13 protein-coding genes and 1 tRNA gene are annotated in these 13,506 nt (G+C 72.9%); 8 read left to right on the top strand and 6 right to left on the bottom strand.

Annotation, left to right across the window (positions count from 1 at the left end; translation table 11 throughout):
* Both ABT238_RS23570 and ABT238_RS23565 read right to left on the bottom strand, forming a co-directional pair.
* On the bottom strand, positions 1-719 hold a 719-nt coding region (locus tag ABT238_RS23570), incomplete at its 3' end, for a hypothetical protein (RefSeq protein ID WP_350784853.1).
* A gap of 134 nt (positions 720-853) precedes the next feature.
* Positions 854-1,711: a DUF8842 C-terminal domain-containing protein gene (locus ABT238_RS23565; RefSeq protein ID WP_350564921.1), complete on the bottom strand. Its 858-nt coding sequence runs from the start codon at positions 1,709-1,711 to the stop codon at positions 854-856.
* A gap of 624 nt (positions 1,712-2,335) precedes the next feature.
* Between ABT238_RS23565 and ABT238_RS23560 the strand changes: the two genes are divergently transcribed.
* The 8 genes from ABT238_RS23560 to ABT238_RS23525 all read left to right on the top strand — a co-directional run bounded on the left by ABT238_RS23560 (position 2,336) and on the right by ABT238_RS23525 (position 9,264).
* Positions 2,336-3,127 (top strand): transglycosylase family protein, encoded by a 792-nt coding sequence (locus ABT238_RS23560; protein ID WP_350784829.1) that lies wholly within the window; start codon positions 2,336-2,338, stop codon positions 3,125-3,127.
* A gap of 112 nt (positions 3,128-3,239) precedes the next feature.
* Positions 3,240-3,932, top strand: coding sequence for an alpha-ketoglutarate-dependent dioxygenase AlkB family protein (locus tag ABT238_RS23555; RefSeq protein WP_502891459.1), 693 nt, complete (start codon positions 3,240-3,242; stop codon positions 3,930-3,932).
* Between the two features lie 344 nt (positions 3,933-4,276).
* Entirely contained in the window at positions 4,277-5,137 is an 861-nt protein-coding gene (locus ABT238_RS23550; RefSeq protein ID WP_350564925.1) for an acyl-CoA thioesterase, read from the top strand.
* A 207-nt stretch (positions 5,138-5,344) separates the two neighbouring features.
* Complete coding sequence (locus ABT238_RS23545) at positions 5,345-6,136, top strand: DUF1684 domain-containing protein (protein WP_350564927.1); 792 nt, start codon at positions 5,345-5,347, stop codon at positions 6,134-6,136.
* A 241-nt stretch (positions 6,137-6,377) separates the two neighbouring features.
* Positions 6,378-6,842, top strand: coding sequence for a nitroreductase/quinone reductase family protein (locus tag ABT238_RS23540; protein WP_350564929.1), 465 nt, complete (start codon positions 6,378-6,380; stop codon positions 6,840-6,842).
* Between the two features lie 237 nt (positions 6,843-7,079).
* Entirely contained in the window at positions 7,080-7,559 is a 480-nt protein-coding gene (locus ABT238_RS23535) for a MarR family winged helix-turn-helix transcriptional regulator (protein ID WP_350784774.1), read from the top strand.
* Positions 7,560-7,623: 64 nt separating this feature from the next.
* Positions 7,624-9,054 carry an MFS transporter gene (locus tag ABT238_RS23530; RefSeq protein WP_502891458.1) on the top strand — a complete coding sequence of 477 codons (1,431 nt, stop codon included), beginning with the start codon at positions 7,624-7,626 and terminating at the stop codon, positions 9,052-9,054.
* 136 nt (positions 9,055-9,190) lie between these two features.
* Positions 9,191-9,264 (top strand) — tRNA-Pro (locus ABT238_RS23525).
* A 183-nt stretch (positions 9,265-9,447) separates the two neighbouring features.
* Here the strand turns inward: ABT238_RS23525 and ABT238_RS23520 are convergent.
* From ABT238_RS23520 to ABT238_RS23505, 4 genes are all read right to left on the bottom strand, one after another.
* Positions 9,448-10,809, bottom strand: coding sequence for a restriction endonuclease (locus tag ABT238_RS23520; RefSeq protein ID WP_350784754.1), 1,362 nt, complete (start codon positions 10,807-10,809; stop codon positions 9,448-9,450).
* 327 nt (positions 10,810-11,136) lie between these two features.
* Positions 11,137-11,322: a hypothetical protein gene (locus ABT238_RS23515; protein WP_327074395.1), complete on the bottom strand. Its 186-nt coding sequence runs from the start codon at positions 11,320-11,322 to the stop codon at positions 11,137-11,139.
* A gap of 97 nt (positions 11,323-11,419) precedes the next feature.
* On the bottom strand, positions 11,420-12,664 hold the full coding sequence (locus ABT238_RS23510) for a tyrosine-type recombinase/integrase (RefSeq protein ID WP_350784699.1): 1,245 nt from the start codon (positions 12,662-12,664) through the stop codon (positions 11,420-11,422).
* Entirely contained in the window at positions 12,665-12,973 is a 309-nt protein-coding gene (locus ABT238_RS23505) for a helix-turn-helix domain-containing protein (RefSeq protein ID WP_350784668.1), read from the bottom strand.
* Positions 12,974-13,506 lie beyond the last annotated feature (533 nt).

Below are 13,506 nucleotides of genomic sequence, written 5' to 3'. Positions count from 1 at the left end.
TGGTGTGGGGGTGTGCCGGCTCCGGGGGGCCCCCCCCCAGCGCGGCGGGGCCGGGGGGGCGGTGCCGGCCGGGGGGCCCCCACCGCCGGGGCGGGCGCCGGAACCGGGACCGTCACCGGGGCGGGCGCGGGCACCGGCGGCGGGACCGGGCCGAGGTAGCCGGCCGCGACCCAGCCCTGGCCGTTGCCGGCCTGGGAGCCCGCCGGGGCGGCCGACGGGGCGCCGCCCGGGTGGCCACCCGCCGGACGGCCGGGGGCGGGGGTGGCGGGGAAGCCGGCCGGGTACGGGCCCGCCGGGTGGCCGGTGCCGGCGGCGCCAAAAGGGTCGTGCGGGTGGCCGGTGTGGCCGGTGTGGCCGAAGGGCTGGTCCGGCTGCCCGGGTTGGTCGGCTCCGCCCGGCCGGCTGGGCATGAACTGCGGGATGCCGACCGCCTGTCCCGCGTACGTCTGGAAGGCCTGGTGCTGCGGCGGGTACGGGCGCGGGTCGGTGCGCGCCGGAGCGGTGTCCCGGACGGCGAAGCCGGTGAAGGCCAGGTCCTCCTCGCCCGAGCGGTCGCCCGGCAGGGCGCGGAAGAGCCGGCGGTACTCGGAGTACAGCTCGTCGTAGATCGGCGTCGCCGAGTGCGGGTGCTCCGCGTCGTACGAGGGGCGCATGCCCGGGATCGGGCGGGAGGCGGTGGTGGACCGCCGGGGGGAGGCGGGGACGTCGTAGCTGTACACGCAGGGCCCAACGAGCGAGGGCGCCCGGGGGATGCGGGTGGGCGCCCCCGGGGGCGGCGTGGGGCCATGGGGCCGTGGGGCCGCCCCGGGGGCGGGGTGGGGCCGTGGGGGCGCCCCCGGGGGCGCGGCGCGGCTCAGGTGCCGGCGAGCGGGAGGGAGGCGGCGACCACCTGGCCGAGTGCCACCGCCCGCTCCAGCGCCTGGCGCAGCAGGTCCTCGCGCGGCTGCCGGCCGACGGTTCCGGCCGGGACGGCGTACATGGTGACCTCGCCGAGCTGGTTGGCGGCGAACCGCCAGGCGTCGGTCACCTGGAGCGGCTGGTGGGCCTGCCACCAGCCGGTGCTGCCGCCGGCCGCCGCGGGCTGGAGGATCGCGTGCAGCTTGCCCATCGCGACCAGCACCGACCAGCCGGGCAGCTGGTCGGGCGTCTTGTCGAGGTCGGTGACCGGCTGGAAGCCCGCGTCCTGGAGCAGGTCGAGGAACTCGTCCTCGCCGGAGGTGTTGCCCGGGCGCCCGACCGGCCCGGTCGGCTCGACGACCAGCGAGGCGTGGCCGGTGTCGCCGTGCAGGACCAGCCCGCAGGTGATGCCGAGGATCGCGGCCTGGCCGGGAGCGACGGGCCGCCCGTCCGCCGGGGCGGAGGCCGCGTCCGGGGCCGGCACGCGCACCGGCGGCTGCGGGGGGACGGGCGCGGCGTCGGCGGCCGGGGCGCCCTGGGACTCGCTGATGCTGCGGACGGCGCCGGCCAGCTGCTCCTCGGAGACCGGGACCACCTGCGAGGGGATGCAGCGGGCGTGCGCGAAGGCCAGCACCGCCGTCTCCTCGCCGACGAACAGCACGGTGCTGGTGGGCTCCTGGAACGCGTCGCCGGGGGTGCGGCAGGAGGTGCACTCGTAGCTGTCGGGTGCGTGGGCGCCGCCGAGCAGGCGGTCGGCCTCGTCGTCGCCGATCTCGGAACGGACCTCGTCGCTGACGTCGAGCATGCGCGGCACTGGGTTTCTCCTCGGTGCGGTGTCGGGGGTCGAAGGGGAGGGGTGGAAGGCCGGCTCTGTTCGAGCCGGAGACGGGGGCGCCCCGGCCGCCCTTACCAACGGGCCCTTGTGGCAGGGGTCACGGGTGGGGTGCCGGGCTGACGGGAATTGCCTCGGATTCGATCGCGGAGGGTGCCGGTGGCATCGCAATGTGTCGATCTCGGTGGCGGGAGTGCCGGAATGCCGGTGTGAGGTAGCCCACGGCCTGCGGATGTTTGATCTAGGAAATGACGCCTAAAACGGACATTAAGGACATGAATGCCAGGTCATTACCGGCGGTAACCCCCTGCTGAGCTGGGGAGACCCGAAAGTGTTTGGTTCCCAGGCGGCCGACTCGTAGCTTCATTGGCGGTGCAACGAGCACCACCCGGGTTCACCCCCGACGCACAGCCCGCCGGTTTCCTCCGGCGCCGGCCGTGCCCGCCGATGCGACCGCTCGAACAGGTCGCCGGTGCGTGGCGGGTGGCCGGGGCGGCGCGGGACGTCCGACACGTCTCCGGCCGCCCGACGGACGCGGCGAGCGATTCCAGTCCCCTTCCAGGGCTTGGTTCCGCATGCCCGCCCGGGGCTGTCGAGAGGAACCCCATGACCTTCCGTCACGAGACCGCCGCTGCCACCACCGCCTCCGCCACCAAGCGCAACCGCGTCCGGATGGCTGTCGTGGCGGGCGCCGCTGTCGCGGCCCTGCCGGTGGCCGGCCTCGTCACGGCCACCTCGGCCTCCGCCGCCTCCGTCTCCACCTGGGACGCCGTCGCCCAGTGCGAGAGCGGCGGCAACTGGGCCATCAACACCGGCAACGGTTTCTACGGCGGTCTGCAGTTCACCTCCAGCACCTGGGCCGCCTTCGGCGGCACCGCCTACGCCCCGCAGGCCAACCTGGCCACCAAGGCGCAGCAGATCGCCGTCGCCGAGAAGGTCCTCGCCTCGCAGGGCCCGGGCGCCTGGCCCGTCTGCTCCGTCAAGGCCGGTCTGACCAAGGGCGGCGCCCCGGCCGCGGTCGACACCTCCGCCCCGGCCGCCAAGCCGGCCGCCCTGGCCGCGAAGCCGGCCGCCCCGGCCGCCACCGCGACCCCGAAGCCGGCCGCGCCGAAGGCCGCCGAGGCTCCCAAGGCCGCCCCGAAGGCCGCCCCGAAGGCCGCTGAGGCCCCCAAGGCCGCCGCCGCGCCGAAGGCCGACACGACCGCGAAGTCGGGCAAGGGCTGGACCTCGAACGACGCCAAGAAGGCCAACGGCACCTACACCGTCAAGGCCGGCGACACCCTGAGCACCATCGCCGCCGCCCAGGGCGTCGACTGGCACGACCTGTACAGCAAGAACACCAAGGTCATCGGTGGCAACCCGAACCTGATCCTCCCGGGCCAGACCCTCGCCGTCTGATCCGCACGCCCGGTCCGCCGGCCGCCCTCCCGCACCCGGGAGGGCGGCCGGCGGCGTGCGGGCCGCTCCGCCGTCCGGGGCCGGTGTCGGACCGGTGCGCGAGGATGGGGGAGTGACCCAGGGCGAGTTGTTCGGCTTCGGCGGTGCGGACGGCGCCGGTCCGGGGCGGGGGCGGTTCGAGCCGGCGCCCGGCGCGGTGCTGCTCCCGGGCTGGCTGGACGCGGCGGCGCAGCGGCGGCTGGTCGCGGCCTGCCGGGCGTGGGCCCGGCCGCCCGCCGGGATGCACACCGTCCGGATGCCCACCGGCGGCATGATGTCCGTCCGGATGGTCGGCCTGGGCCTGCACTGGTACCCGTACGGATACCGGCGGGTGGCCGAGGACGGAGCGCCGGTCAAGCCGTTCCCGCCCGAGCTCGGCGCGCTCGCCCGGCGGGCGGTGGCCGAGGCGTACGGCGCCGCCGTCGGCGGGATCGCGGGCGCGGCCGGCTACGCGCCGGACATCGCGATCGTCAACCACTACCCGCACGGGGCGCGGATGGGCCTGCACCAGGACCGCGACGAGCGGGCGGACGCCCCGGTGGTCTCGCTGTCGCTCGGCGACTCGTGCGTCTTCCGGCTCGGCAACACCGAGACCAGGACCAGGCCGTGGACCGACCTGGAGCTGCGCAGCGGGGACCTGCTGGTGTTCGGCGGTCCGGCCCGGTTCGCGTACCACGGCGTGACGCGGACGCTGCCGGGGACGGCGGACCCGGCACTGGGGCTGACCGGGCGGCTCAACATCACCGTGCGGCAGTCGGGGCTCTGAGTGCGGGCGCCGGGGGTTGGGGGCTGGGGTCCGGGTTTCGTGCTGCGGTGCTGCTGGTGCTGCGGCGCTTCGGGGGCGGGGGTCCGGTGCTTCGGGGGCGGGGGTCCGGTGCTTCGGGGGTGCTGGGGCCCGGTGCTTCGGGGGTGCTGGGGCCCGGTGGTGCGCCCGTCCACCTGTGCGCCGTGTTCGACCTCGTTCGAGTGAATCGGCGTCCGCGGCCCCGATCCCGGGAATGCCCCGGCTCGCTGAGGAATTCGATTGAGCTGGAGAATTCGAGAGGAACGGGTCGCGGCAGCCGGGCGGAAGACCTCCGGCCGGGCGGCGGCCCGGAGAGGACGTGTTCCATGGGTACCCCGGTCGACGATCTCGTCGCGCTGCTGGACCTTGAGCAGATCGAGCTGAACATCTTCCGCGGGCGCAGCCCCGAGGAGGCGCTCCAGCGCACGTTCGGCGGACAGGTCGCCGGTCAGGCGCTGGTCGCGGCGGGGCGCACCGTGGACGGCGACCGGCCGGTCCATTCGCTGCACGCCTACTTCCTGCGTCCCGGGGTACCGGGCGTGCCCATCGTGTACCAGGTGGACCGGCTGCGGGACGGCCGCTCGTTCACCACCCGCCGGGTGCTGGCGATCCAGGGCGGGCGGTCGATCTTCGCGCTGACCGCCGACTTCCACGCCCCGGAGCCGGACAGCATCGAGCACCAGTTCCCGGTACCCGAGGTGCCGGCCCCCGAGACGCTGCCCAGCGCGCTGGAGGAGGTCGGCTCCCGGCTCGGCGAGCTGCCCCCGTTCATCAGCCGCCGCCAGCCGTTCGACATCCGCTACGTCGACCGGCTGCGCTGGAGCACCGAGGAGCTGGCCGGTGTCGAGGCGCGCAGCGGCGTCTGGCTGCGGACCAACGGCGAGCTGCCGGACGACCCGCTGATCCACGTCTGCGCGCTCACCTACGCGAGCGACATGACCCTGCTGGACGCCGTCCGAGCCCCCGTGGAGCCGCTCTGGGGCACCCGGCACTTCGACATGGCCTCGCTCGACCACGCGATGTGGTTCCACCGGCCGTTCCGGGCCGACGACTGGCTGCTCTACCAGCAGGAGTCCCCGATATCCCACGGCGCCCGGGGCCTGGCGCGCGGCGAGATCTTCGACCGCAGCGGCCGGCTGGTGGTATCCGTGGTGCAGGAGGGCCTGTTCCGCCGGATCAAGGACTGACCGGTACCGGCGGGGCGGGTGTGACCGCCGTGTTGAACGGCGTGGCCGGCGCGTTGAACAGCGTGACCGCCGCGTTGAGCGGTGTGACGGTCGTACGAAGGGATCCGGGGCCGGGAATGCCCGGCCCGGGTGCCGGGCGTTCGACCGGGTGACGGAGAACGGACGGCCCGCCCGGCGGGCCCTGGAGCACAGTGGGAGGGCGAGCCGATGACGGCGACGGCCGCGGAGGAATGGAAGCACTGGAGCGATCGGCGGGCTGCGACGGTCAGCACCCCGCACGGTCAGCTGGCGCTCACCGGCACGTACTGGCTGGAGCCCGAGCCCGCGGAGATTCCGGGGCTGCCCGGGGTCTGGTGGGCCGACGCCGAGGGCGTCCGGGTCCGGGCGGCGGCGGCCGACGGCCTCGCCGTGGCGGGTGCGGACGCCCCCGTCGACGGTGAGGCGCTGCTGCGTCCGGACACCGACCCGGCGGCGGACACCGCCTCGCTGGGTGAGCTGCTGCTGGTGCCGATCGAGCGCGAGGGCGAGCTGGCGCTGCGGGTCTTCGACCCGGCGGCGCCCCGGCGGGCCTCGTTCGCCGGGATCTCCGCCTACCCCTACGCGCCGGAGTGGGCGGTCTCCGCGGTCTTCACCCCGTTCGAGGGCGAGCAGGCGCAGGCGGTGGTCGTCCCGAACGCCGACGGCAAGGAGCGGCCGCTGGCCGTCACCGGGCAGATCGCGTTCACCGTGGCCGGCGAGCACCGCACCCTGACCGTCAGCCGCTCGGCCAACGGCCTGAGCGGCGTGATCGCCGACGCCACCAGCGGCCGGGACACCTACCGGTTCCGCTTCATCACCCTGCCCGCGCCGGACGAGGACGGCCGCACGGTGCTGGACCTGAACCGCGCCTACCTGCCGCCGTGCGCCTTCGCGGACCACTTCATCTGCCCGTTCCCGCCGCCGGGCAACCGGCTGGACTTCGCGGTGGAGGCGGGGGAGAAGCAGGTCCTCACCCGGTAGCGGTCGTCAGCCGGTCGCTGGCCGGTCGCCGGTCGCCGGTCGCCGGTCGGCCACCGGCCGGTGGCGGCTGCTGGTCGGCCGCTCTTGGTCGCCCGTTGGTCGCTCGTTGGCCGGGCCCGGATCCCCGGGCCCGGCCAACTGTGCGACGCGCCGCCTTCGTTGACAGCCCCGGGGGAGCGTGCCACGCTAATCAATAGCACGCTATCTATGTTCTTCGAAAAGTTTTCCGGGGGCGCCAGCCATGCCCAATGCCACTGCCAGTACCACCGCCCGTGTCCGGGTGACCGGGTTCCAGAGGTTCGGCAACAAGATGATGGAGGTCTTCCACGGGATCGGCCTGCCGGTCGGCCCGTTGCAACTGTTGAAGGTGAAGGGCCGCAAGTCCGGCCGGGAGTACACCAATCCGGTCGCCCCGCTGAAGGTCGGCGGCGCGGTGTACATCCTGCAGGCGTTTCCCGGGTCGGACTGGGTGAAGAACGTCCGGGCGGCCGGCGAGGGGGTGCTGGTCCGCGGGCGCAAGACGCAGCGGGTCAGGCTGGTGGAGGTGCCGCCGCACGAACGCGGGCCGATCGCCCGGCACTTCCCGACCCAGGTCCCGATGGGCGCCGGCATCTTCGTCAAGAACGGCGTGGTGCCGGACAAGCGCCCGGAGAGCTTCGAGCGGGCCGCGCGGGACATCCCGGTGTTCCGGGTCGTCCCGCTCTGATCGTCCGCCGCCGCGAACCTCCGCCGCCGCGAACCTCCGCCGCCTGGGCACCCGTTCCGGCGCGCGGGGGAGGGGCCCGCACCGTGGTCACACGGTGCGGGCCCGCCTCTTGTCCCCACGTCGGTGCCACTCACGGCTGTTCCGATCGGCGTCCGGCCCCACAGCTGCCCGGGGCTGGTCAAGGCGCCGGTCGGCGCTACGCTGCACAGAGGATTTCGTGACGAATGGGAGGCTCGGATGCCCGGCCGGCAGAGCGCAGAACGGGTCCCTGCCGAGGCGGACGCCGGCCCGACGTGGCTGCGCAGCAGCGTCGCGCCGAAGCTGCACCTGACCGCGAAGTCCTGTCGGGCGTTCTTCGAGGAGCGCCTCGCCGAGGCGGGCGCGACCTTCGCGGCGTGGACGGTGCTCGCCGCCCTGAAGCTGGAGGGCCCGATGATCCAGCGCGCACTCGCCCAGTACCTGAGCATCGAGGGCCCGACGCTCTCCCGTCACCTGGAGTCGATGGAGCGGCGCGGTCTGGTCGTCCGCAAGCGCACCGGCGTCGACCGCCGGGCGGCGACCGTGGAGATCGCGCCCGACGGCGAGGAGATGTACAGCCGGATCGCCTCGGTCGCGGTCAACAGCCAGCAGGAGATGCTCAAGGGCCTCAGCGACCGGGAGGTCGCGCAGCTCGCGACACTGCTGGACCGGATCCTGGAGAACGTCGGACCGCGCTGACGCCGGGCCGCGCATCCCACCCCGGTGTCAGCGGGCCGGGCGGGCGGGGCCACGATGGTCCACTGTGTCGACCAATCATCCTGCCAATTCCGAGGCCGACGGGGACACGCCGCCCGCTCCGTCCGACGCCGTCGCCGCCTCTGCCGTCTCCTCCGTCTCCGCTCCCGTTTCCTCGCCCGTCTCCTCCGTCTCCGCTCCCGTTTCCTCGCCCGTCTCCTCTTCGTCCTCCTCCCCGGCCGTTTCGCCGCCGGCCTGGTACCGACGGTTCGCCCGCGGTGCCTTCGCCGACCTGAGCCCGCTGCGCGACCACGCCGACTACCGGCGGGTCTGGTTCGGGCAGTCCGTCTCCTCGATCGGCCAGCAGATGACGGCCGTCGCCGTCTCCGTCCAGGTCTACGACCTGACCGGCTCCACCTTCGCCACCGGCCTGGTCGGCCTCTTCTCCCTCGTCCCGCTGGTCGCCTTCGGCCTCTACGGCGGCGCCATCGCCGACAGCGCCGACCGCCGCCGCCTCGGCCTGATAGGCGCGGCCGGCCTCGCCGCCGTCTCCGCCGTCCTGGCCGCCCAGGCGCTCGCCGGCCTCGGCCTGGTCGCGGTCCTCTACGCGGCCGTCGCCCTCCAGGCCGGCTTCTTCGCGCTCGCCTCGCCCGCCCGCTCGGCGATGATCCCGCGCCTCGTCCCCGCCCACCAGCTCCCCGCCGCCAACGCGCTGAACACCGTCAGCATGAACCTCGGCCTCACCGTCGGCCCCATGCTCGGCGGCGTCCTCATCGGCGCCTACGGCGTCCAGGCCGCCTACGTCGTCGACACCGTCGCCTTCGGCGCCACCCTTTACGCGATGTGGCGCCTGCCCGCCATGCTCCCGCTCGGCGACCGCAAGGGGCGGGCCTCCGTCCTCGACGGCCTCCGCTTCCTGCGCGACCAGCCCAACCTCCGCACCAGCTTCCTCGCCGACCTGGCCGCGATGATCTTCGGCATGCCGCGCGCCCTCTTCCCGGCCCTCGCCGTCACCTTCTACGGCGGCGACGCCCGCACCGTCGGCCTGCTCGCCGCCGCCCCCGCCGTCGGCGCCCTGGCCGGCGCCCTCTTCTCCGGCTGGATCGGCCGCGTCCACCGCCAGGGCGCCGCCGTCATGGCCGCCGTGATCGCCTGGGGCCTCGCCATCGCCGCCTTCGGCCTGGTCCGCGACCTCTGGCTCGGCCTCCTCCTGCTCGCCGCCGCCGGCTGCGCCGACACCATCAGCATGATCTTCCGCAACACGATGATGCAGGTCGCCGCCCCGGACGAGATGCGCGGCCGCCTCCAGGGCGTCTTCATCGTGATCGTCGCCGGCGGCCCCCGCCTCGGCGACTTCGAGTCCGGCGCCGTCGCCTCCCTCACCAGCCCGGCCGTCTCCGTCGTCAGCGGCGGCCTCGCCTGCGTCGCCGCCACCCTCCTCCTCGCCGCCCGCCGCCCCGCCTTCCTCCGCTACGACGCCCGCCACCCCACCCCCTGACCCCCGCACCCCCAACCCTGCAGCGAGCACCCCCCGACGTGCTGTATTGTTTTCCTCGTCGCCGGGACAACTGGCCGACAAGGTCGAGAAACCCGAAGGCCGAGCCCCCCAGGCTCAGCCCAGGGCCACGAGACCACGGGACGTGGCGCAGCTTGGTAGCGCACTTGACTGGGGGTCAAGGGGTCGCAGGTTCAAATCCTGTCGTCCCGACATTGTGTCGGAAGGCCGTTGGCCGGGAGAGATCCCAGGTCAGCGGCCTTTTTGTTGATGGTCCGACAGGCGGTGGGCGGCTTCGGCGCCGCCGTCTTGCGATCTTGCTGGGGACCAGCTGGGGACCGCAGCCGGTCGGCAGGAGGGCCACCGCAACCCGGTGCGGCGGCCCCGCGTTCGCGCCTACACGAGGTCGCCGGCCTGCCAGCCCGGGGGCACTTTGGGCAGTCCGATCAGGGCGTCGATGCTCAGGTGCTCGGCGAGCAGGGCCTTAAGGTTGCGGCCGTCGATGAGGCGGATGCGGCCGTTGCGGTGGGCGAATTCGTGGCTGGCCTTGCCGAACCACGACGTGGCGACGACGATGCCGTAGCCGGCGTCCTTGTCGTCCATGACGCCGACCATGGCCCGGACGGTCTCCACCGGGATCGCGTTCTTGGAGCGCTTGGCCTGGATGGCGAAGACGCTGGAGCCAATGGGGTCGGCCAGGATCGCGACGGCGTCCACGCCGTCGTCGCGGGATCCCTGGGTGCGCCAGGTCTCGTAGCCCATGGCTTCGAAGAGTTCGCGGACCAGGCGTTCGAAGTCGTAGGGGTTCATCTGGAGCAGATCAAGCCGGCTGTCCAGGGTGGCGACCACGGCGGTCTCAGTGATGATGCGGTAGTGGGACAGGTCGGCCTCGACGATGGGTGTGACCGGTTCCAGGTCGTGGGGGTGCTTGGAGACGGTGGCGCCGAGCCGGTGGAGGCACTGCTGCGGGTCGAGCCTGGGCTCGTCCAGGACCAGTTCCGCGAAGTCCTTGCGCTCGGCGACGACGCTGACGACGCATGCCCGGATTGCCTGGCCGGTCGCCGGGTCTGTGGCGTTGACGCGGCCGTTGAGGATGACGGTCTCCACGAACGAGGCCGGGGTGGCGGAGAACGCCTCGTCGAGCGCGCGCAGGGCCAGGCGGGCCACGAGTCGGGCGTAGGACTCGTGGATCTCGGTCTGTTTGGCGGGTTGGGGGACGACCTCGGCACGCTGGGCGACGTAGCGGTAGGAGGCCACCGCGGGGACGATCTCGTGGTTCGGAAGCTCGACGTCGACCAGGAGTTGCTGGGCCTCGGGGGTGTAGACCACGCGGGATGCCGTTCGGCACCCAGGGGGCACGGGGGACCGCTGCAGCAGGTCTTCGACCATCTCTTCGACGCCCTGGGGACCCTCGTGGATGAACGCCTGCTCGACGTGGGGATGCCACAGTTCAAGGCCCTCGGGTCGTAGGAGCAGGACCGTCTCCAGTTCCTCGCGGCGCAGGTTGCACTCGGCGGTGCCCGCCTCGGCCAGGGCTTTGAGCCGGGCCGTCTCCGCTTGCCGGGCTTGCCGCTGGGCCTCCTTCTCGGCTTGGGCGTCCTCGCGGCTCCTTGCTTCCTCCGCCTGGCGGCGGGCCGCCTGGCGCTTGGCCAACTCGGCCTCCACGCGGGCGGCTTCCTTGGCGCGGGCGGCCTCCTCGCGTTGGAGGTGCTTCTCGCCGGCGGCCAGGAGCCGGGCGTGTTCGACTGCGGGGTCCACCTTCCGTTTCCTGGGGCGGGGCTGAGCCGCCGGCGCGGAGGCCTTGCCGTTCGTCGGCTGCTGCGTCCCGCGCTGCGCCTCCGCGGCTCGTGCCTGCTGCTTCAGGCGGTACGCCTCGGCGAGGATTTCCGCCACAGTCTTTCGGCGTGCCACCCAGTCCACCCCCTGGTCCATGACAGCGCGAACCCGCGTGGGGTCCGTGCTGCCTGCGCGATATGACAGCAGCCCTACCCGGATGGGGCCGCCGGAAATCCGCTGTGCGGTCGGAGCGGGGTCGGAGCAAGCGGTGGGTGGCATTGTGCTGGCACCGTCGAGGAGATGGAGCGCTCATTCGGGTGGGAGGGGAGCGGGGTTGCCGTCGCGCGTCACTACCTCGCGGTTGCACAGGTCGAGTACGGCGTCCAGCGGCACGGTGATGCCAGAGGCTCGAAGGCTGCCGTGGATGTTGCGTGCCGTCTGCTCGCGGTGCAGAAGCCGGACCCAGGGTTCCGCACCTTGCTCGTTGTCTGTCACAAGTCCACTTCTACAACAGCGTGGTTGACGATGACAGGCTCGCTGCCGTAGGTAGATGGTCAGCGGCGAGACCTCGGAGGCTGCCCGTTACGGCCGTCTACTGGACGAGACGTAGATGACGAACGGGCGCCTCGGTCGCTGCCGCCTGCGAGGTAGTCCGGTCTGCTGACAGGTGCCTGCTGAGGGTTCGGCCAGCGTTCTCGATGGAGCTCTTGTCCGGGTGGAGGTAGCGCTGGGTGGTGGTGATGTGGCCGTGGCCGGCGATCTTCTGGAGGACGTGGATGGGGACGCCAGCGTCGGCGAGCCAGGTGAGGCCGGTGTGCCTGAGGTCGTGCCGGCGCAGGTACTCGTAGCCGAGGCTGACGACGACTTCGTCCCAGTGGGTGGCGTCGCGGAGGATGGCGGTGGTGATGCGTCCGCCGCGTGGTCCGGTGAAGAGGCGGGCCATGGGGTCGTTTCCGACCACGTTCATGCGCCAGTTCACGAGGTCGCGAATCTCTTCGATGATGGGGACGGTGCGCCGCCGCTTTCCCTTGGTGCCCTTGTCGATGAGGCCGCCGGGGCCGGTGGTGGTCTGGCGGCACAGATCCCAGGTCCAGTCGAAGCGGTTGATGTCCTTGACGCGCACGCCCGAGACCTCGCCGATGCGGGCGGCGGTGCAGGCGGCGAAGCGGACGATGTCGCCCCAGCCGCGGTAGTGGTTGTGGGAGCGTTCGACGAGGGCGTTGGCGAGTTCGTCGAGGGCTCCCCAGTCGGCGAGGGCGAGGGAGCGGGGGTCGTCGAGTTCGTCCTCGGCTTTCTTGTAGAGGCGCTGCCAGCCGCTCATCCGTGAGGGGTTGAAGTCGATGAGGCCGTCGCGGACGGCTTGCTCCATGACGCGGACGAGCGGGGCGAGACTGTTCTTGACGGAGGAGATGCTGAGTCCGTCGGCGATCCACGAGTGGAGCGCCCGGTCGGTGATGCCGTTGGTGATGCTGGTGACGGGTATGTGGCCGAGGACCGGGGTGACGCGCAGCTTCCAGCCGGCGGCGTAGGGGTCGAGGGTGGTGGTCTCCAGGCCGCGCATCGCCAGGTCCCAGTTCTCGTCGCCGTACTCGGCGAGGGTCATGGTGAGGGTTGCGGGGGTGATGCCTCGTGCCGCGGCCCGTTGCATGCGGGCGATCCAGGCCTCGGCTTCGGTCTCCGTGGCTACGGAGGAGGAGGCCGACTTGCGGCCGCCGCCGTTGGGGTCGGTCCAGCGCACGCGGGCGCGGTAGCGGAACTGTGGGCGGCGGTCGGGGCGGTGCTCGATGTCGGTGGTGAGGTCGACACCCATGGGGATGAGCCGGGTGTGGTCGGACATTCAGGCTGCCTCGGATGGGTCGGTGCGCTTCTGGGCGAGCCACAGCTGGGTGTCGGGGATGCTGTAGAGGTAGAGCCGGGGCGCGATCTGGACGAAGGGCGGGCCCTGCGGGGGAGTGGCGGAGCGCCAGCGCCGCAGGGTCGAGGGGTCGACCTTCAGCAGCGCGGCGAGCTCCTCGGTCGAGTACCAGCCGCTGTGCAGGAGGTCGAACTCCGGCGCCGGATCGGCCTCGTACGCGGGGGCTGCGCCGACGGCCGGGGTCGGAGCCGAATGCCGGCTTGCGGCGGGAACGTGGGGTCGGGCGTGCATGGTCTCCCTCTGATGGGGTGGTGGAGCCGCTTGGGCTCGGCCGGGCACGCCTACAGTCACCTGTCCGCCTGGACGGGCGGAACAGGGTTTGGCGTGCTGAACGGGGCAGACCGTACGCACGTGATGTTCTTCGAAGCGCGTCGAGACCCGGCGCGCATACCGGGTGGAAGGCGACCTGATGTCTGTGACCGCCGAGGACGACCTACTGCCGCCGGGAGTGTGCGCAGGTCACCCAGGGCTGAGGGGGCGCTTCTCGGCGCTGGCTGCGATGCACGCCGCAGGTGGCGCTCTTGCCTGGTGGGTCGCGGCCAGAGCACCCGGCGAAGGCCCGGGAGTACCCTGAAAGCGACGGCAGGCGAAGAGTCGCGGCTACGTTCCGTGACGAATGTAAGGAGTGCTGGCCAGGCGGCACCCTACGTCGAGCCGAGGCTAACTCAAGAGCTGCGGACTTTTAATCCGTAGGCCTGCGGATTCCTCTCTGGACATCACTTTCTTGGTCGTAGGCCCCTTGACCTGGGAAGGCGTGCGTCACG

It is taken from the genome of Kitasatospora sp. NPDC001527, from assembly GCF_040298605.1.
Taxonomy (GTDB): Bacteria; Actinomycetota; Actinomycetes; order Streptomycetales; family Streptomycetaceae; genus Kitasatospora.
This window is presented reverse-complemented; position numbering and strand designations above follow the sequence as displayed.